Source organism: Bacillus salitolerans, assembly GCF_042680805.1.
In the GTDB taxonomy this organism is placed as follows: domain Bacteria; phylum Bacillota; class Bacilli; order Bacillales; family SA4; genus Bacillus_CJ; species Bacillus_CJ salitolerans.
Genome location: NZ_JBHUEM010000007.1, coordinates 1 through 21,146, shown reverse-complemented (window position 1 = coordinate 21,146; position 21,146 = coordinate 1). Strand labels below are relative to the sequence as shown.

23 protein-coding genes and 2 pseudogenes are annotated in these 21,146 nt (G+C 36.0%); 18 read left to right on the top strand and 7 right to left on the bottom strand.

The window, feature by feature from the left end:
* Positions 1-15: 15 nt before the first annotated feature.
* Both ACFSCX_RS07060 and prli42 read right to left on the bottom strand, forming a co-directional pair.
* Positions 16-177 carry a hypothetical protein gene (locus tag ACFSCX_RS07060; RefSeq protein WP_377927471.1) on the bottom strand — a complete coding sequence of 54 codons (162 nt, stop codon included), beginning with the start codon at positions 175-177 and terminating at the stop codon, positions 16-18.
* Between the two features lie 300 nt (positions 178-477).
* Positions 478-570 carry a stressosome-associated protein Prli42 gene (gene prli42 / locus ACFSCX_RS07055; protein WP_377927470.1) on the bottom strand — a complete coding sequence of 31 codons (93 nt, stop codon included), beginning with the start codon at positions 568-570 and terminating at the stop codon, positions 478-480.
* A 228-nt stretch (positions 571-798) separates the two neighbouring features.
* Between prli42 and mce the strand changes: the two genes are divergently transcribed.
* The 7 genes from mce (at position 799) to ACFSCX_RS07020 (ending at position 6,874) form a co-directional block, all read left to right on the top strand.
* Positions 799-1,200 carry a methylmalonyl-CoA epimerase gene (gene mce / locus ACFSCX_RS07050; RefSeq protein WP_377927469.1) on the top strand — a complete coding sequence of 134 codons (402 nt, stop codon included), beginning with the start codon at positions 799-801 and terminating at the stop codon, positions 1,198-1,200.
* A 23-nt stretch (positions 1,201-1,223) separates the two neighbouring features.
* Positions 1,224-2,774, top strand: a complete 1,551-nt coding sequence (locus tag ACFSCX_RS07045; protein ID WP_377927468.1) for an acyl-CoA carboxylase subunit beta — start codon at positions 1,224-1,226, stop codon at positions 2,772-2,774.
* A gap of 20 nt (positions 2,775-2,794) precedes the next feature.
* A complete protein-coding gene (locus ACFSCX_RS07040; RefSeq protein ID WP_377927467.1) occupies positions 2,795-3,913 on the top strand; it encodes a tripeptidase T in 1,119 nt (372 codons plus the stop codon).
* Positions 3,914-4,242: 329 nt separating this feature from the next.
* Positions 4,243-5,040 carry a helix-turn-helix domain-containing protein gene (locus ACFSCX_RS07035; RefSeq protein ID WP_377927466.1) on the top strand — a complete coding sequence of 266 codons (798 nt, stop codon included), beginning with the start codon at positions 4,243-4,245 and terminating at the stop codon, positions 5,038-5,040.
* A 42-nt stretch (positions 5,041-5,082) separates the two neighbouring features.
* On the top strand, positions 5,083-5,523 hold the full coding sequence (locus ACFSCX_RS07030; RefSeq protein WP_377927465.1) for an SRPBCC family protein: 441 nt from the start codon (positions 5,083-5,085) through the stop codon (positions 5,521-5,523).
* Between the two features lie 93 nt (positions 5,524-5,616).
* Positions 5,617-6,081, top strand: coding sequence for a VanZ family protein (locus ACFSCX_RS07025; protein WP_377927464.1), 465 nt, complete (start codon positions 5,617-5,619; stop codon positions 6,079-6,081).
* Entirely contained in the window at positions 6,056-6,874 is an 819-nt protein-coding gene (locus tag ACFSCX_RS07020; protein WP_377927463.1) for an SPL family radical SAM protein, read from the top strand. The genes ACFSCX_RS07025 and ACFSCX_RS07020 overlap by 26 nt, the downstream gene beginning before the upstream one ends.
* A gap of 25 nt (positions 6,875-6,899) precedes the next feature.
* On the opposite strand, the gene ACFSCX_RS07015 is transcribed toward ACFSCX_RS07020, so the two are convergent.
* Together ACFSCX_RS07015 and adh are read right to left on the bottom strand one after the other, a co-directional pair.
* Positions 6,900-7,259 (bottom strand): DUF779 domain-containing protein, encoded by a 360-nt coding sequence (locus ACFSCX_RS07015; protein ID WP_377927462.1) that lies wholly within the window; start codon positions 7,257-7,259, stop codon positions 6,900-6,902.
* A gap of 1 nt (position 7,260) precedes the next feature.
* A complete protein-coding gene (adh, locus tag ACFSCX_RS07010; RefSeq protein ID WP_377927461.1) occupies positions 7,261-8,781 on the bottom strand; it encodes an aldehyde dehydrogenase in 1,521 nt (506 codons plus the stop codon).
* Positions 8,782-8,990: 209 nt separating this feature from the next.
* On the opposite strand from adh, the gene ACFSCX_RS07005 reads away from it, so the two are divergent.
* The 6 genes from ACFSCX_RS07005 (at position 8,991) to ACFSCX_RS06980 (ending at position 13,047) form a co-directional block, all read left to right on the top strand.
* Complete coding sequence (locus ACFSCX_RS07005) at positions 8,991-9,458, top strand: chemotaxis protein CheW (RefSeq protein WP_377927460.1); 468 nt, start codon at positions 8,991-8,993, stop codon at positions 9,456-9,458.
* Positions 9,459-9,654: 196 nt separating this feature from the next.
* Entirely contained in the window at positions 9,655-10,905 is a 1,251-nt protein-coding gene (locus ACFSCX_RS07000; RefSeq protein WP_377927583.1) for a DNA polymerase IV, read from the top strand.
* A 13-nt stretch (positions 10,906-10,918) separates the two neighbouring features.
* Complete coding sequence (gene rnz, locus ACFSCX_RS06995; RefSeq protein ID WP_377927459.1) at positions 10,919-11,857, top strand: ribonuclease Z; 939 nt, start codon at positions 10,919-10,921, stop codon at positions 11,855-11,857.
* Complete coding sequence (locus ACFSCX_RS06990; RefSeq protein ID WP_377927458.1) at positions 11,850-12,395, top strand: histidine phosphatase family protein; 546 nt, start codon at positions 11,850-11,852, stop codon at positions 12,393-12,395. The genes rnz and ACFSCX_RS06990 overlap by 8 nt, the downstream gene beginning before the upstream one ends.
* 2 nt (positions 12,396-12,397) lie before the next feature.
* Positions 12,398-12,700, top strand: a complete 303-nt coding sequence (locus ACFSCX_RS06985) for a YciI family protein (RefSeq protein WP_377927457.1) — start codon at positions 12,398-12,400, stop codon at positions 12,698-12,700.
* Positions 12,701-12,711: 11 nt separating this feature from the next.
* Positions 12,712-13,047, top strand: coding sequence for a hypothetical protein (locus ACFSCX_RS06980; RefSeq protein WP_377927456.1), 336 nt, complete (start codon positions 12,712-12,714; stop codon positions 13,045-13,047).
* Between the two features lie 241 nt (positions 13,048-13,288).
* Here ACFSCX_RS06980 and namA read toward each other — a convergent pair whose 3' ends face one another.
* The gene (namA, locus tag ACFSCX_RS06975; RefSeq protein WP_377927455.1) at positions 13,289-14,305 is read right to left on the bottom strand and encodes an NADPH dehydrogenase NamA; all 1,017 of its coding nucleotides are present in this window, start codon (positions 14,303-14,305) and stop codon (positions 13,289-13,291) included.
* Between the two features lie 385 nt (positions 14,306-14,690).
* Here namA and ACFSCX_RS06970 point away from each other — a divergent pair.
* Positions 14,691-15,005 (top strand): annotated as a pseudogene (locus ACFSCX_RS06970) (DUF2199 domain-containing protein); the annotation flags it as partial.
* A 182-nt stretch (positions 15,006-15,187) separates the two neighbouring features.
* Here ACFSCX_RS06970 and ACFSCX_RS06965 read toward each other — a convergent pair.
* Both ACFSCX_RS06965 and ACFSCX_RS06960 read right to left on the bottom strand, forming a co-directional pair.
* The gene (locus ACFSCX_RS06965; protein ID WP_377927454.1) at positions 15,188-15,787 is read right to left on the bottom strand and encodes a TetR/AcrR family transcriptional regulator; all 600 of its coding nucleotides are present in this window, start codon (positions 15,785-15,787) and stop codon (positions 15,188-15,190) included.
* A gap of 20 nt (positions 15,788-15,807) precedes the next feature.
* Complete coding sequence (locus ACFSCX_RS06960) at positions 15,808-17,112, bottom strand: phytoene desaturase family protein (protein ID WP_377927453.1); 1,305 nt, start codon at positions 17,110-17,112, stop codon at positions 15,808-15,810.
* 613 nt (positions 17,113-17,725) lie between these two features.
* Here ACFSCX_RS06960 and ACFSCX_RS06955 point away from each other — a divergent pair.
* The 4 genes and pseudogenes from ACFSCX_RS06955 (at position 17,726) to ACFSCX_RS06940 (ending at position 20,410) form a co-directional block, all read left to right on the top strand.
* Positions 17,726-18,214 (top strand): annotated as a pseudogene (locus ACFSCX_RS06955) (GNAT family N-acetyltransferase).
* A gap of 135 nt (positions 18,215-18,349) precedes the next feature.
* Entirely contained in the window at positions 18,350-18,832 is a 483-nt protein-coding gene (locus ACFSCX_RS06950) for a hypothetical protein (RefSeq protein WP_377927452.1), read from the top strand.
* Positions 18,833-19,114: 282 nt separating this feature from the next.
* Complete coding sequence (locus ACFSCX_RS06945; protein WP_377927451.1) at positions 19,115-19,528, top strand: DUF6376 family protein; 414 nt, start codon at positions 19,115-19,117, stop codon at positions 19,526-19,528.
* Positions 19,529-19,753: 225 nt separating this feature from the next.
* Positions 19,754-20,410, top strand: a complete 657-nt coding sequence (locus tag ACFSCX_RS06940; RefSeq protein WP_377927450.1) for a Type 1 glutamine amidotransferase-like domain-containing protein — start codon at positions 19,754-19,756, stop codon at positions 20,408-20,410.
* Positions 20,411-21,146: the final 736 nt, after the last annotated feature.

Here is a 21,146-nt window from a genome sequence, read left to right as displayed (position 1 = left end):
GAAAAGCTATTTTAATTAAATTTCTCTACCCGTTAATCCAGGAGCTTTATCCGTTTCCTCATTGTTATTATAGTTCGGATCATTGGAGGATTGGGTATGAATCTTGTTACTTCCAATATACTTGGCTTGATGCTCCTCTTGTTCTTTTCTAAATTTGTCAAAGTCTTGGTTTACCATATATAATCTCCTTTTTACAAAGCTAGAGTCAATGTATAGTGTGACCTAAATTTTGTTTTTTACAGACTTTAACGTAAACTTTTTTGCTTACTATAGAAGATATGTAAAATATCGTTTAGTAACGATAGAATCAATAATGAATTGAACAGTAAGGAATATCAAAGAGAGCTTAGGTTAAATCCTAAGCTCTACTTTAAGGTTAATTAAATTGATATTTTTTCAAAAACAATATGTTATGTGAATACATTGATTTTTAACTATATTGTACCTTCAATTTCTTCATGCATGCTTTTTATCGATTTAAAAGAGCATTGCGGCCCCAGCAAATAAAGTTGATAATAACATAGAAGCAATCATGATATAAACGATAATTTTTTGCGTCTTACGGGTCATGTTCACGTTTCCCCCTCTATAAAATTCTCTTTATATATTTTAACGTGGAAATATGTTTTGGGACAAGAAGTAATTACAAACAATTATATGTAAAATGTACCCTAATATATGTCTCTAAGTAAAAAAAGGAAGGAAAATGGCTAAGTTTGGTGAAATAACATTAGAAGTCTTGTCTAATTTATTCTAATATTAGATGTATGCGTTTTCTTTTTTATGAGGAGGATCTAGATGATAAAAAAAATAGATCATATTGGAATTGCTGTTCGTTCAATTGAGGAATCATTAAAATTGTACGTTGATATTTTAGAGCTTACACTAGAAGGAATAGAAGAAGTAGAATCGGAACAAGTAAGAGTGGCATTTCTAAAAGCTGGTGAAACAAAACTAGAGTTGTTAGAGCCGTTAACAGAAGAAAGTCCAATTGCGAAATTTATTGAAAAAAAGGGCGAAGGTATTCACCATGTTGCACTTGGAGTCGATTCGATTCAAGAAAGAATTCACTATATGAAAGAGAATGGAATTCGTATGATTCATGATCAAGCAAAGCCTGGTGCAGGAGGGGCACAAATTGCCTTCATGCATCCGAAGTCAACAGGTAGTGTATTACTCGAGCTATGTGAGAAAAAGTAGTGTGAACTAAAGGAGTGTTCAGCATGGATATTTACGAAAAAATTAATGACTTATATGACAGACGTAGAGAAGTTGAACTTGGCGGCGGAGATGACCGTATTGAAAAGCAACATGAAAAAGGAAAATTAACAGCGAGAGAACGTATTGATCTACTTGTAGATCCTGGATCGTTTGTAGAACTGAATCCTTTTATTGAGCATCGCTCTCAAGATTTCGGACTTGGTGATAAGAAAGGACCAAGTGATGGTGTAGTAACGGGTTATGGAAAAGTTCATGGTCGTCCAATTTATTTATTCTCACAAGATTTTACAGTGTTTGGTGGGGCATTGGGTGAAATGCATGCAAAGAAAATCTCTAATATTATGGACTTAGCAGCGAAGAACGGTGCCCCTATAGTTGGGCTAAATGATTCCGGCGGAGCGCGTATTCAAGAGGGTGTGGTATCATTAGATGGTTATGGCCATATTTTCTATCGAAATGCGATCTACTCTGGTGTCGTACCACAGATTTCTGTTATCATGGGACCGTGTGCAGGTGGAGCTGTATATTCTCCAGCTATTACAGACTTTGTATTCATGGTTGAAAAAACGAGCCAAATGTTTATTACAGGTCCAAAGGTCATCGAAACCGTAACAGGGGAAAAGATTTCATCTGAAGACTTAGGTGGCGCAGCTGTACATAATTCTATTAATGGGAATGCTCACTTCTCTGGGAAAACTGAACAGGACGTTTTAGAACATGTTCGTTTGCTTCTTTCATACTTACCTCAGCATAATGAAGAGAAGCCACCGAGATTAGAAGAGGCAGATCAAGAGGATGATTATCGCCCTGAGTTAACAGAAACAATCCCTTTTGATGCGATACGTCCATATGACGTAAGAAAGGTGATCCATCAAGTAGTAGATAAAGATTCTTTTTTAGAAGTACATAAGGATTTTGCTAGGAATATTGTTGTTGGACTAGCTCGTGTAAAGGGTGAAGTCGTAGGCTTAGTTTGTAATCAACCAAAGGTGATGGCGGGAGGTCTAGATATTGATTCGTCAGATAAAGCGGCTAGATTTATTCGTTTTTGTGATTCCTTTAATATTCCAATCATTACATTCGAAGATGTGACAGGATTCTTCCCAGGCGTTAAACAAGAACACGGGGGAATCATCAGACACGGTGCTAAAATCCTTTACGCATATTCAGAAGCAACGGTTCCAAAGTTAACCGTTATCTTGAGAAAGGCTTACGGAGGCGCCTATGTTGCATTAAACAGTAAAGCTATCGGTGCTGACTTAGTTTTTGCTTGGCCCAATGCTGAGATTGCCGTTATGGGTCCTCAAGGTGCTGCCAATATAATCTTTGCAAGAGAAATTGCTGAAAGTGAAAACCCTGAACAAACAAGAGCGGACAAAATTGAGGAGTATCGCGAAAAATTTGCTAATCCATATGTCGCTGCGAAAATGGGTATGGTCGATGATGTGATTGACCCAAGAGAAACAAGGATAAAGATTATTCAGGCGTTAGATATGCTACGAAACAAGCGAGAAGACCGCCCTAGAAAAAAACATGGAAACATCCCACTCTAAGACAACTAGGAGGAATATTAATGATTAATCAAGAGCGTTTAGTAAGCGAATTTTTAGAGCTTGTAAAGGTAGATTCTGAGACATTATTTGAAGCTGAAATATGTAAAGTACTTAAAGATAAATTTTCTGCGTTAGGTGTGGAAGTATTTGAAGATGATACAACAGAGATCACAGGACATGGTGCTGGAAATCTAATCTGTACATTACCTGGAACAAAAGAAGGGGTAGATACGATCTACTTTACTTCTCATATGGACACGGTAGTTCCAGGAAAAGGAATAAAACCTTCGATTCAAGACGGATATATTGTGACGGATGGAACGACAATTTTAGGTGCGGATGACAAGGCTGGTTTAGCGGCTATGTTAGAAGCAATCAAAGTATTAAAAGAAAATAATATCCCTCATGGTACTATCGAGTTTATTATTACAGTCGGGGAAGAGTCAGGTCTTGTTGGTGCGAAAGCATTAGACCCTTCCAAAATTACGGCTAAATACGGTTATGCATTAGATAGTGATGGGAAAGTTGGAAATATTATTGTTGCTGCTCCAACTCAAGCAAAATTAAAAGTAGCTATACTTGGAAAGACAGCACACGCAGGTGTTGCACCTGAAAAAGGGGTTTCAGCTATTACAATTGCTGCAAAAGCGATTTCCAACATGCCGCTTGGCAGAATTGATGAGGAAACAACAGCCAATATTGGCCGTTTTGAAGGTGGAAAACAAACGAATATCGTCTGTGATCGTGTTGATATCCTTGCAGAAGCACGTTCATTGATTCCTGAGAAAATGCAAGAACAGGTTCGAAAAATGAAAGAAGCATTTGAACAAACTGCTACGAAAATGGGTGGCCGAGCAGAGGTAGAGGTAAATGTAATGTACCCTGGATTTAAATTTGGAGAAGGTGACCATGTAGTAGAAATTGCACGTAGAGCAGTTGCGAATATTGGCCGTACTTCTGAATTGCAACAAAGTGGAGGCGGAAGTGACGCTAACGTTATTGCAGGTCATGGGATTCCAACAGTTAATTTAGCTGTTGGCTATGAAGAAATTCATACAACAAATGAAAGAATGCCTGTTGAAGAGCTAGTGAAAACAGCTGAACTTGTAGTATCTATTATTAAAGAAGTTTCAAATTAAAGTGACGGAGGTGCAGATTCTGCACCTTTTCTTAATTATTTTTAAGTTTACAGCAAGAGAATGGGCTAGTGACATGGAATCCAGCTCCAGCACCCAGCCACTCGAGGGAAAAAGAAAAATCACTTTTTCCTTAGTCAAATAACCCTAAATGAGTAAAAGGGGAAAGCACCCTTTTCTCTCATTTAGGAACATTTGCTCTGCCTTAGGCTAAACGGAGCGCCTTGAGCCTTTTGTTCTGTTGTTGACTTAACATAAATAAATATGTTACTATTTGGTCACATATTATATGTTACCTTTTAGTAACATGTATAATTAGAAGGTGATACCAATTGAATGAGGACAATCTAAATGATTTATTTAAGGCACTAGGTCACCCGATCAGACGAACTATACTTGATTTACTAAAAAATGGACCTAAAACTACAAATGATATTAGTGATCAATTTGATGAAGTAAGTCGATTTGCGATTATGAAGCATTTAAATCAGCTTGTAGATGCCAATCTTGTTCTAATTAGAAGAGAGGGAAGAAATCGCCTTAACTATATCAATATTGTTCCTCTTGAATATTTATCAGATAGATGGGTGACAAAATATCAGTCTATAATGGCACAATCCTTATTTACATTAAAATCAAATATTGAAGGAGAAAATAATACCATGAGTAAAAATAATTGGAAACAATCATTTGAGATCGAACAAGAAATTGCGATTAAAGGGAAGATAAATCTTGTGTTTGGAGCATTGACTGAAAATATTAATGATTGGTGGGCTTATCGTTTACTAGGTGATCGTTCAAAACTATCACTTGAACCAAAAGTAGGAGGGAAGTTTGTTGAAATTGTGGACCATGAGCATGGTGCATTATGGGGGACTATTACTTTTATAAATGCTCCATACGAAATTCGACTTAATGGTTTACTCGGAATGAAAGGGGCAGTAAATAGCGCTTTCTCTTTTAAACTAGAAGAAAGAGGAGAGGATACAATTCTGAAGCTTTCACACCATGCAGTTGGTCTCATCGACCCTAACTGGGAGGAGGCGCATCGAAATGGATGGGAAGAATTATTAGGTAAATTCTTGAAGACATATGTTGAGAATGGGAAAGGTTACAAAGAAAATCAATAATTGCAGAACATTCAACTAAAATAAAATAGAGGAGCTAGAAAAATGGTAGATGTTAAAACAGAAATTTTAATCAACAGCCCTATCGAAAAGGTAGCTGACTATGCAACAAATCCTGATAATGCACCAGAATGGTATGTAAATATAAAATCAGCAGTTTGGCAAACACCAAAGCCTTTAGAGATTGGGTCTAAAGTGGCATTTAAGGCGCATTTCTTAGGAAGAGAACTTGCGTATATTTATGAAATTGTGGAGTGGCTCCCTGGGAAAAAACTAGTGATGAGAACAGCCAATGGACCCTTTCCAATGGAGACAACATATACGTGGGAGAAGCTAGGTCAAAATGAAACAAAAATGAAGCTTCGAAATAAAGGAGTCCCTTCTGGATTCTCTAAGCTTTTTACACCATTTATGTCATCAATGATGAAAAAAGCTAATATGAAGGATCTAGTAACGATCAAGAAAATCCTAGAAAGCCAAAAATAAAAAATGATATCTCTGCTTGAAATATGTTAGATTAAAAGAGGAATTGCTTCATGCACATCTTCTTTTTATTTTTCTTTTTACGGAGATTTATAAATGACTATTTTCATTCGTAAAATAATGGTAGGCTGTTTTTGTATTAATTTTATCATACTAATGTATTTGTTATTTTTATCTAGTTATCGTCAATCCGTTTATGGAACGCTTGCTTATAATGTTATTCCGTTTAAGTCAATCTCAGATTATATCATGCATTTCAATGGTTTTGGTTGGAGGTTACTCACTGATAACTTTTTTGGCAATATTTTTGCATTTGTTCCTTTTGGATTCTTTATCGCTTATTTTATTGAAAAACAGTTCCTGAAGGTTGTTGGTTTATCTTTTTTCTTTTCATTCGCGATTGAAGTTACCCAAGTTCTTATAAGAGCGGGAGCATTTGATGTTGATGATATTGTTTTAAATACAACAGGTGGCGTAATTGGCTTTCTTATTTTCTCGAGCATAAGTAGACTACTTACTGATTGGAAGGTGAAACATGAATATCGTAGAAAAACATACTAAACAATTGTTGACTCCAGCAAGTGGGTTTCTTGAAGGATATACGTTTTCCTTAAATCCTTATTCTGGTTGTGCTTTTGCCTGTAGCTATTGTTATGTTCGAAAAAGCCCTGTTGGATTATTCCGAAAAGAAGACTGGGGTACATGGGTTGATATTAAGGCAAATGCTGCAGATAGATATCAAGCTGAAATTAAAAAGGCTAGAAAGAAGTATCCTTCCATTTCGATTTTTATGTCATCTAGTACTGATCCATACCAACCAGTTGAGTATAAAAATGAAATAACAAAATCTATCCTCGAAGCCATGGTAAAAGAGCCGCCTGATTTTTTATTTTTGCAAACAAGAAGTCCTTTAGTGACAAGGGATATTGAATTACTAAAGCAGTTAAATGTGCTAGTTAGTATGACAGTTGAAACAGATAGAGAAGATATTCGAAAGCTTTTCTCACCTAGTGCACCACCTATATCGGCTAGGCTAAAAGCCATTGATCAAATTGGAAAGAGTGGAATCAAAACACAGGTAGCCATTGCTCCTCTTCTTCCTTCAACAAATTCTTTTTCAGAATTGCTTTCAAAAGTAGTCAATCGAATAACAGTTGATGACTATTTCCAAGGCGATGGAAGTGAAGGGAAAAGGACAAAAACAATGGGGATATATAAGATATATGAGAAGATGAATCTTCAGGAGTGGTATAATCGTGAGAAGTACAAGCAACTAGTTGTAGCACTACAAAGATATTTTCCAAATGAAGCTATATTTATTAGTAAAGAAGGATTTTTACCACCAGTCAATTAGAAGAATAGATTCCCTAAACGGGAATCTATTTTAAGTTTCTTTGTTCTTCTTCAGTGAATACTCTAGACCTCGTTAAAAACCTCAACCCCTCTGGCCCTTCTAATGAAAACATACCACCTCTACCTTTTACGACATCAATTATTAATTGAGTATGCTTCCAATATTCATATTGAGCCTCTGTCATATAGAAAGGGCAGTTGCCGATATATCCAAGTAAAACATCAACATCACCAATGAAAAACTCACTTTTTGGATAGCACATTGGAGAACTTCCGTCACAGCATCCACCTGATTGATGGAATAGTAGCTCACCATGTTTTACCTTTAGTCTTTCAATTAGTTGAAGGGCTTCTTTTGTTGCAGTGACCTTGTCAATTGAAGTCATTTTAGAAGAATCCTAATTTTTGAGGGCTATAGCTAACAAGTAGATTTTTAGTTTGCTGGTAATGACTTAGCATCATCTTGTGGTTTTCCCTACCAATTCCAGATGCCTTATAGCCTCCAAATGCTGCGTGTGCAGGATAAGCATGGTAGCAATTTGTCCATACTCTACCAGCTTCGATTTCTCTACCAAATCGGTATGCTGTATTTACATCTCTAGTCCACACACCTGCCCCTAGTCCATATAAAGTATCGTTTGCAATTTGTAATGCTTCCTCTGGGGTTTTAAAGGTTGTAACAGAGACAACTGGACCAAAGATTTCTTCTTGGAAGATACGCATTTTGTTATGTCCTTTAAACACCGTAGGTTTAACGTAATAGCCACCTTCAAGCTCTCCTTCAAGGTAGGTTCTGTCACCACCAATAAGAACCTCTGCGCCTTCTTGTTTTCCGATATCTAAATAAGAGAGGATTTTCTCAAGCTGTTCGGTAGAAGCTTGTGCCCCAATCATTGTATCTGTATCAAGTGGATTACCTTGTTTAATTTGTTCAACTCTAGATAGTGCTCGTTCCATGAACCTTTCATAAATAGATTCGTGGATTAGCGCGCGGGACGGGCATGTACATACTTCTCCTTGATTTAAAGCAAACATTACAAATCCTTCTATCGCTTTATCCAAAAATTCGTCATCTTGAGCCATTACATCTTCAAAAAAGATATTAGGAGATTTTCCGCCAAGCTCTAAAGTGACAGGAATTAAGTTTTGAGAGGCATATTGCATAATGAATCTACCTGTTGTTGTTTCTCCTGTAAAGGCAACCTTAGCAACACGTTTACTTGATGCTAGAGGCTTACCAGCTTCTACCCCGAAACCGTTTACAATATTAATAACTCCAGGAGGAACTAAATCTTCAATCAATTCCATGAATATCATGATGGATGTAGGTGTTTGCTCAGCAGGCTTTAACACGACACAATTGCCAGCTGCAAGGGCAGGAGCAAGCTTCCAAGTCGCCATCAATAGCGGGAAATTCCACGGAATAATTTGTCCAACAACACCTAATGGCTCATGAAAGTGGTAAGCAACAGTATCGTTGTCGAGTTGAGATATTGTTCCTTCTTGGCTTCTTACGCAACCTGCAAAATAACGGAAATGGTCAATGGCAAGTGGAAGGTCTGCTGCTAACGTTTCACGAACAGGCTTCCCGTTATCCCATGTCTCCGCAACTGCCAACATTTCTAGGTTTTGTTCCATTCTATCTGCAATCTTGTTAAGGATATTCGCACGCTCAGCTGCAGACGTCTTTCCCCAAGCATTTTTTGCCTCATGTGCAGCATCTAATGCTAATTCTATGTCTTCAGCGTTAGATCTTGCTACTTCACAAAATGCTTGTCCAGTAACAGGTGTTACATTTTCAAAGTACTCACCCTTTACTGGAGGAGTCCATTTCCCTCCAATATAATTATCATAGCGTTTTTTAAAGCTTACTTTTGAGTCCGCATGTCCAGGCGTTGCATAAATCATCTTTCATTCCTCCTTGAAATTATTACCTAGAAGTAATTAAGTCTGTATTAGTAATGTATGCGTTTTACTAGTTTTAAGAACTAGAGTGATAAAAATATAATTATTCCTTGGAAGGGAATAGTGATTTTGTACTATAAAAACCTATATGTTAGAGAGAAAATATAGTATGATAGATAAAACTAGTAGTTATTAATGAGGGGGTTGTACTTATGAGTGAGGCAGTAGCTTTAGATAAGGTGGTTGTTTTTCAAACACAGGAAGAAGAGTATGGTGTTCCGATTCAGTATGTTGTTTCGATTGAAAAGATGCAACCTTTAACATCTGTTCCAAATATGCCTTATTATATGAATGGTGTAACGACAATTCGTGGAGATGTAACACCGATTCTTGATTCGAATCAAGTTCTATATAAAAAGGCATCGGAAGTATCTGATAAGACTAGAATGATCGTTGTTCATACAAACGAATTTTCATTTGGTCTAATTGTCGATGATGCAAAGGAAATAATTGATATTCCAAATGACTCCATACAACAAGTAGGCTTAATGTCCTATGGTCAGAATTCGTATTTAATGGGTGTTGCAAACCTTACGAATCGATTGCTTACTTTAATCGATCCTTCCAAGCTTCTTCAATCACTAGATGAAATGCGAGAAATAAAGCAACATTTAAAATAAGGTCCGCGTAGGGCCTTTTTCTTTTGGTGTTTACCATAATAGTAAGCATTTGTCTTAAGTATCATTTCTAGGAGTATGCCAATTTTTCTATTCATCATCGTTCCATATTTGCATCAATTATATTGTAGGATTTATGATAGAAGTAGTCCGTAGCATTTTGTATTGATAGGGTTTGAGGTGAATCTTCTTGAAAAATATGTATCCGAAAAATGGACGGGTTATTTTACATGTTGATATGAATAGTTTCTATGCTTCGGTGGAGGTTGCTTATGATCCATCATTAAGAGGAAAGCCGCTCGCAATAGCGGGAAACCCAGAAGAACGAAGAGGGATTATTGTAACTTGTAGCTATGAGGCAAGGGCTAAAGGAATAAAGGCAACTATGCCATTGTGGGAAGCGAAAAAATTATGTCCAGGTCTAATCGTGAAAACACCGAATTTTGACCGTTATCGTAAAGCCTCGCTCGCTATGTTTGACTATTTACGGACGTATACACCTCTCGTTCAACCAGTTTCAATTGATGAGGGATACATAGATATTACGGAATGTTTTCGGATGGGATCACCTCTTGAGGTGGCAAGAAAAATCCAAAACGAACTGCTAGAAAACCTACTTCTTCCATGTAGTATTGGAATTGCGCCCAATAAATTTCTAGCAAAAATGGGCTCCAATATGAAAAAACCTCTAGGAATTACAGTGATAAGGAAAAGAGATGTAGAAAAAGTACTTTGGCCATTGCCAGTAGAAGAAATGCATGGAGTAGGCGAGAAAACAGCCCAGAAACTAAGACCATTTCAAATTCTTACGATTGGTGATTTAGCAAAAGCTGATTCTATCCAATTAAAAAAACTGCTAGGGATAAATGGTGAACGGTTAAAGAGTCGAGCAAATGGGATTGACAGTAGACCTGTTGACCCAGATGCCATATATGAGTTTAAAAGCATCGGGAACTCAACTACGCTTCGAGAGGATTCGACTGATGAGCATGAAATCTTCGATGTGCTAAAGAAGTTATCAGATTCCGTATCGAGAAGGTTAAAGCGAAAAGAAATGGTTGCACTTACAGTTCAGTTAATGATTCGTTACGATGATAGAAAAACAATCACAAGAAGTAAGAAGCTTGAGAATCCCATCGTTGAATCAATTGATTTGATGAATATTATAGAGCAGTTATGGAAAAAGCATTGGACCGAGGATCCTGTTCGTTTATTAGGTGTTACCGCTCAAGATCTTGTCGATAAGAAGGATGCTTATAAACAACTTGATCTGTTTTCGTTTGAGCAGGATGCTAAAAATGAGCCTTTATACGATACAATCGAGAAGCTACAATCAAAATATGGAAATCATGCAATAAAAAAAGGATTATCCATTGTTGATAAGGAATCCAATACTAAGGGAACAAGTTTCAATAAGGATTTTTTACAAAACCCAAAAACAGATAGGTAAAGGAGGGCGAAACATGGAGATTACTTTTTTGGGTACTGGTGCAGGTTTGCCGGCAAAAGAAAGAAATGTATCAGCCATCGCTCTTCAATTAGTAGAAGAAATTGGAGCTGTTTGGCTCTTTGATTGCGGGGAGGCAACTCAGCATCAAATCTTACATACGTCTATTCGCCCACGAAAAATCGAGAAAATTTTCATCACGCATTTGCACGGAGACCATATATTTGGTTTGCCAGGATTATTAGGTAGTCGCTCATTTCAAGGAGGAGAGACGTCTGTAACCGTATATGGTCCTAAAGGTATTAAAGATTACATAGAAATTTGTTTGAAAATAAGCAAAACACACTTAAAATATCCGCTTAAGATTGTAGAAATAGAAGAGGGAATACTATTTGAAGATCGTTATTTTCGAGTAGAAGCAGGATTACTAGATCATGGACTTCCTAGTTATGGATATCGTATTACAGAAAAGGATCTCCCTGGTGCATTATTAGTAGACAATTTAATAGAGCTAGGTGTGACTCCAGGACCTGTATTCAAGAAGCTAAAATTAGGGGAGACGATTACATTAGAGAATGGCATTACATTAAATGGAAAGGATTATCTTGGTCCTAGTCAACCTGGAAGAATTGTCACCATTTTAGGTGATACAAGGTATTGTCAAAAAAGTATCGAGCTTGCAAAAAATGCTGATATGTTGATACATGAAGCAACCTTTGCTAGCCATGAAGGAAAGCTTGCCCATGATTATTTCCATTCAACAACAACACAAGCAGCCGAAGTAGCCAAAATAGCAAATGCTAAAAAGTTAGTACTGAATCATATTAGTGCTAGGTATCAAAGAGAAGATTCGGTTCAACTAGAAAAGGAAGCTAAGGAAATTTTTCAGACGGTTGATATTGCATATGATTTTTACACAACTCGTATAGAAAGGAAGGGTGGATCTAGTGAATAAAATTCTTTATGTTATTCGTCATTGCAAGGCGACGGGACAGGAAGAGGAAGCGGTTCTTACTACTGAAGGGGTAGAACAGGCAAAGCAGTTAGCAGAATTCTTAAATGAATACCCGATTAAGAAAATCATTTCTAGTCCATATGTAAGGGCTGTTGAAACAATCAAACCTTATGCAGAAAAACAAGGAATTCCAATAATCGAAGATCCTCGATTAGTTGAACGAATATTGAGCGATCCTCCTCTTTCAAATTGGTTAGAAAATTTAGAAGCATCGTTTGACGATGAAAACCTTTCCTTTGAAGGTGGTGAATCCTCTAAGGAAGCGATGGTTCGCTTGCAGTCATTAATTCAGGAATTAGTAATGGATAATGACGAGCATATCGCCTTAGTTAGTCACGGAAATTTAACCACCTTACTATTGAGAATGTTTGATGAGAAATATGGATTTGAAGAATGGCAAGCAATGTCGAACCCAGATGTATTTATGATAAACATGAAGGAAAATACGCATCTAGTAGAGCGTATATGGGAGGAATAGGCATGAAGGAGCAATATCTATATCAATTGAAGCTTATCCCTAGCTTATTAGATGAATCTAACTGGACAGAAAAAGAGAATAACATCGTTCTTAAACATTTCGATCAGCTTCAGTTACTTTGTCAGGAAGGGATTGTAGCACTAGCTGGTAGAACATTAAATATGGATCCAGATGGATTCGGGATTGTCATTCTTGAAGTGGAGTCAGAAGAAGAAGCGATTAAGATTATGGAATCAGACCCAGCGGTCAAAGAAGGCATAATGACAGCAACATTATTTCCATTTCGTATTGCATTACCCAAGTAGAGGGTGAGAATATGTCAGTTCAACATATCATTCGAAAAAGAAAAGGAAAAGCAAATAAACGTACACCATCCTCTCCAAAATCAAATACTCTCTTAATTAGATTAATAAGAACGACGTTTTTCTTACTCCTAGGAGGATTGATTGTTTATTTCTACTATCTATACGAAGCCGATAAAATCCATGAATTCTTTTCGGCACTGAGATTGCAAGAACACCTTATGACCGGGACTGAATATATCAAGAATCACCTTGGAATCGTAAGTGTGTTTTTACTAAATACCATAATCAGCTTTGGTATTGGTCATTATGTTGGTAAGCGGAAACAATATAAAAGGGAACGAAAGTAAAATATACTTCCGTTCCCTTTTTAGCAAATAAGTTAGTATTAGGCTATTTCGTATTTTCATGTTTTGGGAATGTAACCCTAGAAGCGTTTAGTAACCTACCACGAATTAAAGGGGCGAACCGCCTTGTTATGATAAAACATATTCTCTGCCTGCTGTCTTCAAGATGTAGTGCAGCATAACGTTGCATGAGGGCCTGTGATTTAGTTGGGTATCTTAATTAGCTCGTCTCTGCCTCTTGACCTTACCACCCACGCTCATATTGTTTAGGTGCTTCAATTGACACACCTAGCTGTTTGGCAGCAGTTCTTGGCCAGTATGGATCTCTTAGTAATTCTCTTGCAACGAATATAAGATCAGCACGATTATTTTGTAATATTTCTTCTGCTTGATTTCCTGTTGTGATCAATCCGACAGCACCTGTTGGAATCTCTGCACCATGTCTAATCGTCTCTGCGTAGCCAACTTGATATCCAGGGTAAACCTTTATCGGAACTGGGACTACCGCTGCTGAACTTACATCGATTAAATCAATTCCTTGTTCTTTCATCCACTTTGCATATGTAACATAATCTTCTGCCGTCAAACCATCTGGGTGGTGATCATGCGCAGAAACTCTCACAAAAAGTGGACCATCCCAAACCTCTTTTACGGAGTCAATGACTTCACGTAGGAAACGATAGCGATTTTCTGTGCTACCACCATATTCATCCTCACGCTTGTTCGCAAGTGGTGATAGGAACTCATTGATTAAATACCCATGCGCACCGTGAATTTCTATAATATCAAACCCTGCCTTCTTCGCACGTAATGCTCCTGCTTGAAAGGCTCTAATGGTTTCTTGAATGTCATCATATGTCATTTCTCTTGGCATTTTTAGTTTTTCACTAAACGCTATAGGGGAAGGTGCTATGATTTCTCCATCTACCATTGCTTTTCTACCGGCGTGAGCAATTTGAATGGCTGCATGAGATCCTTGTTCCTTAATCATTCCGACAAGCTTACTGAGTCCTTCTACATGCTCATCATTCCATAGACCAAGATCCTCCGCAGAAATTCTACCCTGTGGTGTGACAGCTGTGGCCTCAACCATAATAAGTCCTACTTGACCAACAGCACGGCTCACATAATGGGTATAGTGCCAGTTTTGTACATGTCCATCTTGATTATGAGATGAATACATACACATAGGGGACATTACAATTCGGTTCTTTAATGTAACGTTTTTAATTGTATAAGGGCTAAATAGTTTTGTCTCCACCTGGATCCTCCTAATTATTTCGATTTCCTAAATTATAGCATTTAACATTTTCTTAAACGAATATATTGCCTGTTAAAAATTGTGCGAGAGTATACTGTGTATTATTCTAATATACCCATTGATAAATAGAGGTTGTTCGTTCATCACAAGTCTTGATAAAAAACCACATCTTTTTTGATGTGTGATGATCTTTATTCTGAATTGTTAACTTTGAAAAAGATTGTGAATAGATGTACTTAAAATATAGGATCGGTTAGTTGAAGAAGGAATCAATTTGGAGCATTGATTCAGGAAGGATTAGCTTTTAAAATTAATTATTGATAATAGACTAAAGGGTGTTTGAAAAAATTGTGATTAAAAATGCTAGTCGAACTTTCTAGTTAAAGGAACTGATGAAAACCTGATATGGGGTCGTGTATGGGTTTAATTAAGTAGAGATAACTTTTACAGGGTAGAATAACACTGGGATAACCAAGAACTATTGGAACCAACGTTTGGTTGGATATCTACTGCTCTGGCTTTTTATCCTGAAACTGTGAATTTAAAAGCATTAGTACATTATAGAGGAGATGGAGTAAGACCTTACATTGAACTTGAACCAACTGAACATCCTTTAGCTATTGAATTTAGAGATGGATTAACTATTAATCGTGTTCAAGAGATTGAAGAACAATACTGCGAAAATAACGATAGTGAATGACTTGCAATTGGTATGACTAAAGAATTAAATAATCAGGGAATTTATTAAAAACAACTAAACGGCTTCAGCCCTTTTTAACAGAGCTGAAGCCTCCACGGATCACTTGACAGGGTGCAGTTCGATGCATAATGCCTTTTAATTTTTCTCGTTCTTTTGGTTTGGAAAAAATACAAGGGTATCCTTTATTTTTGAAATAAAACCCGATCTACAATATCCTGCACTGTCCGGATACGCATTTCAAGAAACTCCTTTTCATCCAAATGGCTACTATAAAATTTATATAAGGCATTTCGGTGGGAATAGAAGAAGTAACAAGAACCTAAAAGGGAAACCAAATAATCGACTGGCTCATCAATGATTCTAATTTCTCCTTTTGTGACTCCCTCAAAGTATAATGCCATAACCATTTGAAAATAGAGGTTTTGTTCGTATAAATTGTCAAAAAGGCTATTGCCTTTATTAACAGCTTGATCCATGATTTTTACAAAAATCGGGTTATAATGAATAAACGTTGTGAAGTGCCGTATTAAAAGTAACATTTTTTCTCTAACAGTTAAAGAAGAGGGTATTTTTAATTCTGTAGGTGCTGCTTTTTTAAACAAATAGTTAATCGTTGATACATAAAGTTCTTCTTTGCTTTTAAAATGATAATAAATTAAAGCCTTATTTACGCCAGCTTCAATTGCAATCCGATCCACTCTGGCCCCTTCATAACCCTTATCGGCAAATTCAATTAATGCCGTCTCCAAAATCTTTTCTTTACCAGGAATTGTATCTGTCATTTGTACTGATCTTCCTTTGATTAGACATTACTAACATGCTTAATTGAATTTTTTATATCAATCTTCTCCGAAACTAGCCAAGCACTCTCATATGCTGGCAATCCTAGGCCTCCACGACCAGACGTAGAATCTCCAACAAAATAGAGGGATTCCACATTCTTACTTTCAAATGGAAGGAGTTTATTACCAGTATGTCTTGCAATTCCGTTCACCATAGCCCTATTTATTATTCTTGCTCGGGCAGTGTGCTGTCTCCATCCGGTATAGACGCTATCGAGAATTCTTTCTACTGATTCTTTGGACTGCTCTGCATGGCAATCGTCTTGCTGCTCCTGTTTGCTTAAAAACTTTAAACAAGAGAGTAGCTGCCCGTTATTTGTAACCGATGAAGGAACATTTAAGGTGTAATCATTTATATATACGTTTTCGTCAAGATCCAATATGTTTGTTATATCTTTTCTTAAAGGCTTAGATAGCATTAAATCATAAACATATACAAACTGTGGTGTTTGGTTAAAATAAGGGCTAAGTTCATCTATTAAAGAATCATTTTTAATCATATTCTCTATAGCTTGAGGAGGCAAGTTCAATACAACATTATCTGCATATAAGTTTTGTTCATTTGTTTCAACCCCTACCACTTTTCCATCTTGAATAATAAGCGCTTCGACCTTACAACCCAATTGGATTTCTCCACCGTTTGCCATAATATGTGTTTTTAACTTATCCAATAATTCATCATATGCTGCATATGCAAGTGGCTCGATGTTTGAATATTCACAGTTTGCAAGTTCGACGAAAGCGTTCATGGAATAACAATCCAATGCTCCATCATAGACGGATAGAGTTGCATATGCCTTGATTACCTTTGCTATAGTTCCATCTTTTATGTTTTCGTTTATCCAATCCTCTACTGTTACATTAGGATCGAACGTAGGCTTTGCTTTCACCATTTGGATGAATTTTTTTAAAAACACAAAATGATTCATCATCCCATGAATGGCAGGTGATGTTAGAAGTCCTGATCCTAAAGGGGTAGAGAGTAATTTGCTATCCTTAAAGAGCTTGAATTTAGATAGACTTGCTTTATTATAGGTTAAATTAATGTTTAACTCTTTGAAGATACTTTTGACGGGGTGTGCTTTTGGTGCCAAGATGGCATGGGCTCCATAACCTAAGGTAAAACCATCCTTTTTTAAGACGTGAGACCTGCCACCTAAAATAGGTGATCGTTCAACTACTGTGACTTGATGTCCCCTTCCTGCCAATAAACCTGCTGTAAATAACCCGCCTAAACCTGCTCCAACAACAATAACCTTTTTCATTAACATCACCCCGTGGAATAATTTGTTAATTTTAATTTAGACTAACTAGTTAGTTAAGTCAATAACTAATAGTTATATAATGAATTAACCTGTATTGTTATTACAGTTTTATTAAACAATCTGTTAAAAGGGGAAAGTTAGATAAGGAGAATTACTATAGAGCCGGTTACCACATGAGGATATTATCAATCTGAAAAACAAAAAGGTTCCTTTCCTAAACTACCTGAAAATCCTGACCCTAATCAGACAGGTGTTAAATGGATACCAATAGCAGAATTAGAGAAAATAGAACTTTATGCAAATATACAAAACCAAATTAAGTACTATACTTTGGAAAAACGAAATATCGATTTAAATTGAAGAACACAAAATTCAATGCTCCGCGAATTTATAAGTAATACATTAATACATATCTAGAATTACTAATTTTAACTATATTAATTGTGGAATTACTTATTAAACTATCGGGTTGCGAATTTTGAATAACAAAATGGGATCAGCTGTGGCTGATCCCATTTCTTTATTGGTTCGTTTAGTGCAAGAAGGACAAATGAAACTCTATGTAGAAATTAAACAATTAATAGCTTTAAATGATTGTAAAAGAGGTATTACAATGACGGTTTCATTAAACTCAATTTCCAAAGATGAAAAGCTCATTCTTCAGAATTTATATTCCCTATATTTACATGATCTTTCGGAGTTTACCGAGGGATTTGACATATAAACGGATGGTTCCTTCGTATTTGATTCATTTGAATTAATTTGGGAGAGGAAAGGGCTGACACCATATTTTCTAAAAAAAGATAAAACAATTGTAGGATTTTTACTAATTTTAGAAAGACCTTTCTTAACAAAGGAATATGATTATAGTATTAATGATATTTTCTTGTTGAAAAAATATAGAAGCAAAGGTATTGCAATTTCATTATTAAGAGAATTATTTAAACAAAAAAAGGGAATCTACTTTCTTATAGTACTGGCTAAGAATATTCCAGCCATTATATTTTGGAGAAAAATTTTTAGTGAGTTAAATATAGACTTTGAAGAAAAAAAGCAAATTGTAGATGGAGAAGAATGTTTGGTTCAAGCCTTTCAACTATAAAAGTAGTAATTCAACATAGGGGACTCTAATTCAAGAAAGATTAGAGGTTCTTTTATTGAACTATAGAAGCATAATGTTAAATTTGAATTATAAGGAAGGGGAGCAATATTTATTAAAGGAATTGTGAGTATTGCAGTGGCACTTATCTTAATAGCAAGTGTTTTTATATTTATAGAGGTACATAAAAAATTATACTCATACTCTACTCCAGAAGAGGCTCTCAGAAATATAAGTAATCCTAAGGCTGAAGCTGGGGAAGTGGTCGAAACAAGAATACTTGAAGAAACAAATACTGCTTATATTGTATTTTACCCATTAGAAGATGATATGGTATTAGTAGCAAGGTTTAATAGAAATAAATACGGTTGGAAATATGCTGACATGATAGGTTTAGGACCTATAGAGACACTTAGAAAAGGAGATTACGTAGGAAGTAAAGATTTCTATATGGGCGGTACAATGTCAAACGTCTCAAAAGTTAAATTAGGTACATATGAAGCTGAATTGATACTTTTAGAAGGGACAAGTATGCAGGTTTGGATACTTCATAATACTACTAAAAAGTATTTTAAAAGCAAGGAGTTACTTTTTCTAGATAAAGAAGGAAATAAGTTATGATGTTACTATAGAGGCTTAATGTGACCGCTTGAAACAGATGACACAGTTTTTGCTTGATAAAATGAAACGCTTTTTTCCAGTTAAGGACTTCCCTTTTTTATGGAAGAATGTATATGATGGTATTAAGGATAATGCAACCACTGTTTGTCTTTTCATTATCGATACTCACGAAAAATGTATGTATATTAAAATTATGCACATTAACGAAGTAGTGCTTGTTGCACTAACGGAGAATGTTTCTTTAATAAGTAACATTATACGGTATACGGAGGTGGGTTAATAATGAAAAATTTTTTTATTTTATTCGTTTTAATATTATTTTCAATACTTACTATAGGGTGTCAAAGCGAAGATGATTATAAGGATTATTTTGTAAGTGCCGAGGAATACCTTCATGAGATCGATAATTTTAAAAAAGATATCACTAAAATTGTTCAAAATAACAAAAGGGATTTGTCGAAGATCAACCGCATTGAAGGTAGAATCGAGCAAATGAAAACAAAAATCGAGCTGTTCAAAAGTTTAAATCCACCTGAAGGCTTAAAAAATGAGCATGACGCTCTACTTACCTATAATAGATCTATTGAATCTTTACTGAATAAATCTTTACTGGAAATGAAAAGTGGAAAATTCATTTCCGAACTATCAAAAGATTATCTATGGGGGATTATATCACCGCCGTTCAAAATAATTTAACTCACCATATAAAATATTTGATACTGGAAAAGAAACAAGTTAAAGATGGCTCATGAACGTTGTTTCATGAAGGATTTTCGCACCTTCCTATTGAAGTAACGAAGCAGGATAGTTGAAGAGTGTTGTTTAAATTATGTTTAACAATCGGGGATATTGAGAGTGACAGAAAACAGAATGAGTGACGCAAGGAATAAATGTTATTTACACTTTGCTGAGGGGGTACTTATGAAAACTCACTATTATTTAGGTTGGTTTGACAATTTTTTTCCAGAGCATCTGGGGAGGGTGTTACAAGAGGATATAACTGATAGAAAATCGCTTGTTATGATTAGCTCGAATCCATCTATTTATGAAGATGATGGTACTACTGAACGCTCGTGGCTCGATCAGGCTGGCATTATGTTTGATGAGTATCATTTAATTAATTACCGCGTACAGAAGGAAGATGCCCAAACGATAATTCAAAATGCTTCCGTCATTTTCTTGTTGGGTGGCAATATTCTTAATCAAAATTGTTTTTTGATGGAATATGAATTATCGGATTCGATTAAAAAAAGCAGCGCCGTTGTGATGGGAGCAAGCGCTGGAGCAATCAACATGTCCGCTAAATGGTTACGCTCGAAAAACTTTGGAGATGAAATTGAAATAAGTTCTGTTTACGACGGAATCGGTCTTGACAATTTTTCCGTCCTGTCTCATTTTGATCTTGAAAATAACATTGCACTGGTTCAAAGCGAACTATCTCCCCTATCGGAAGAAATAAATATTTATGCGTCGAACAAAGATTGCGCTGTACGTGTAAAAGGAGACAAAATCGACGTTTTTGGCAATGTTTATTTAATTTCCAACTCAAAGATTCAGAGATTGGATGAGACGCTCTAGTTGTAGCGAATCGCTAATGGCGTAATTGAATAAATTTCTTTATGCACCGTCTCTATTTTAAATATAGTGAAGGAGAACTGGCGCGAGTGTTGAATATGCGTTTATTTTTTCTACTAACGGAGAGCTATTGCTGAACAAGTAGCAGTCGCTATTTAACTATTGGAGCAGGTTTGTTGAAGAAGAGTATTATAGAGAGGAAAATAAAATTTGGATAAACAAAGAACTTTCTTTTATGGGTTTATGGTTGGTTTTGTATTACTGATTTTACCTATACCTTATTTTTTCTTTTGGAAAGACGTTACGGATAATGTAGAAGTAATATTTCGATATAGTGGGTTTGTTTTGATGGTAGCTTGTGGAATACCTTTGATTATTGATGTCTTTCGGAATTTCTTAAAATAAAATTCCATAACGGTAGTGATTGTCGATAAGAGCAGTCGCTTCTGTGCTAACGGTGCAGGATTGTTAAATAAGAAGGATTAAAAAAACATTTATAGGAATATGGGAATACAGATGCTTATTTACATGCCCATGTGTTTCCTCGATATAATTGGGAACCTGAAGAACGAATTCCCTATCCTGTTTGGCAATATTCTGGTGAAAAGTGGCGTAATTCTGAATATCAATACTCCGATAAAGAACATGGGAAAATGAAAGAAAATTTAAGCAATAAGATTTATGAGTTAATGGAAAAAGCCTATTAAACAAATTTTTTGTTATTGAACTAAAGGGTGCT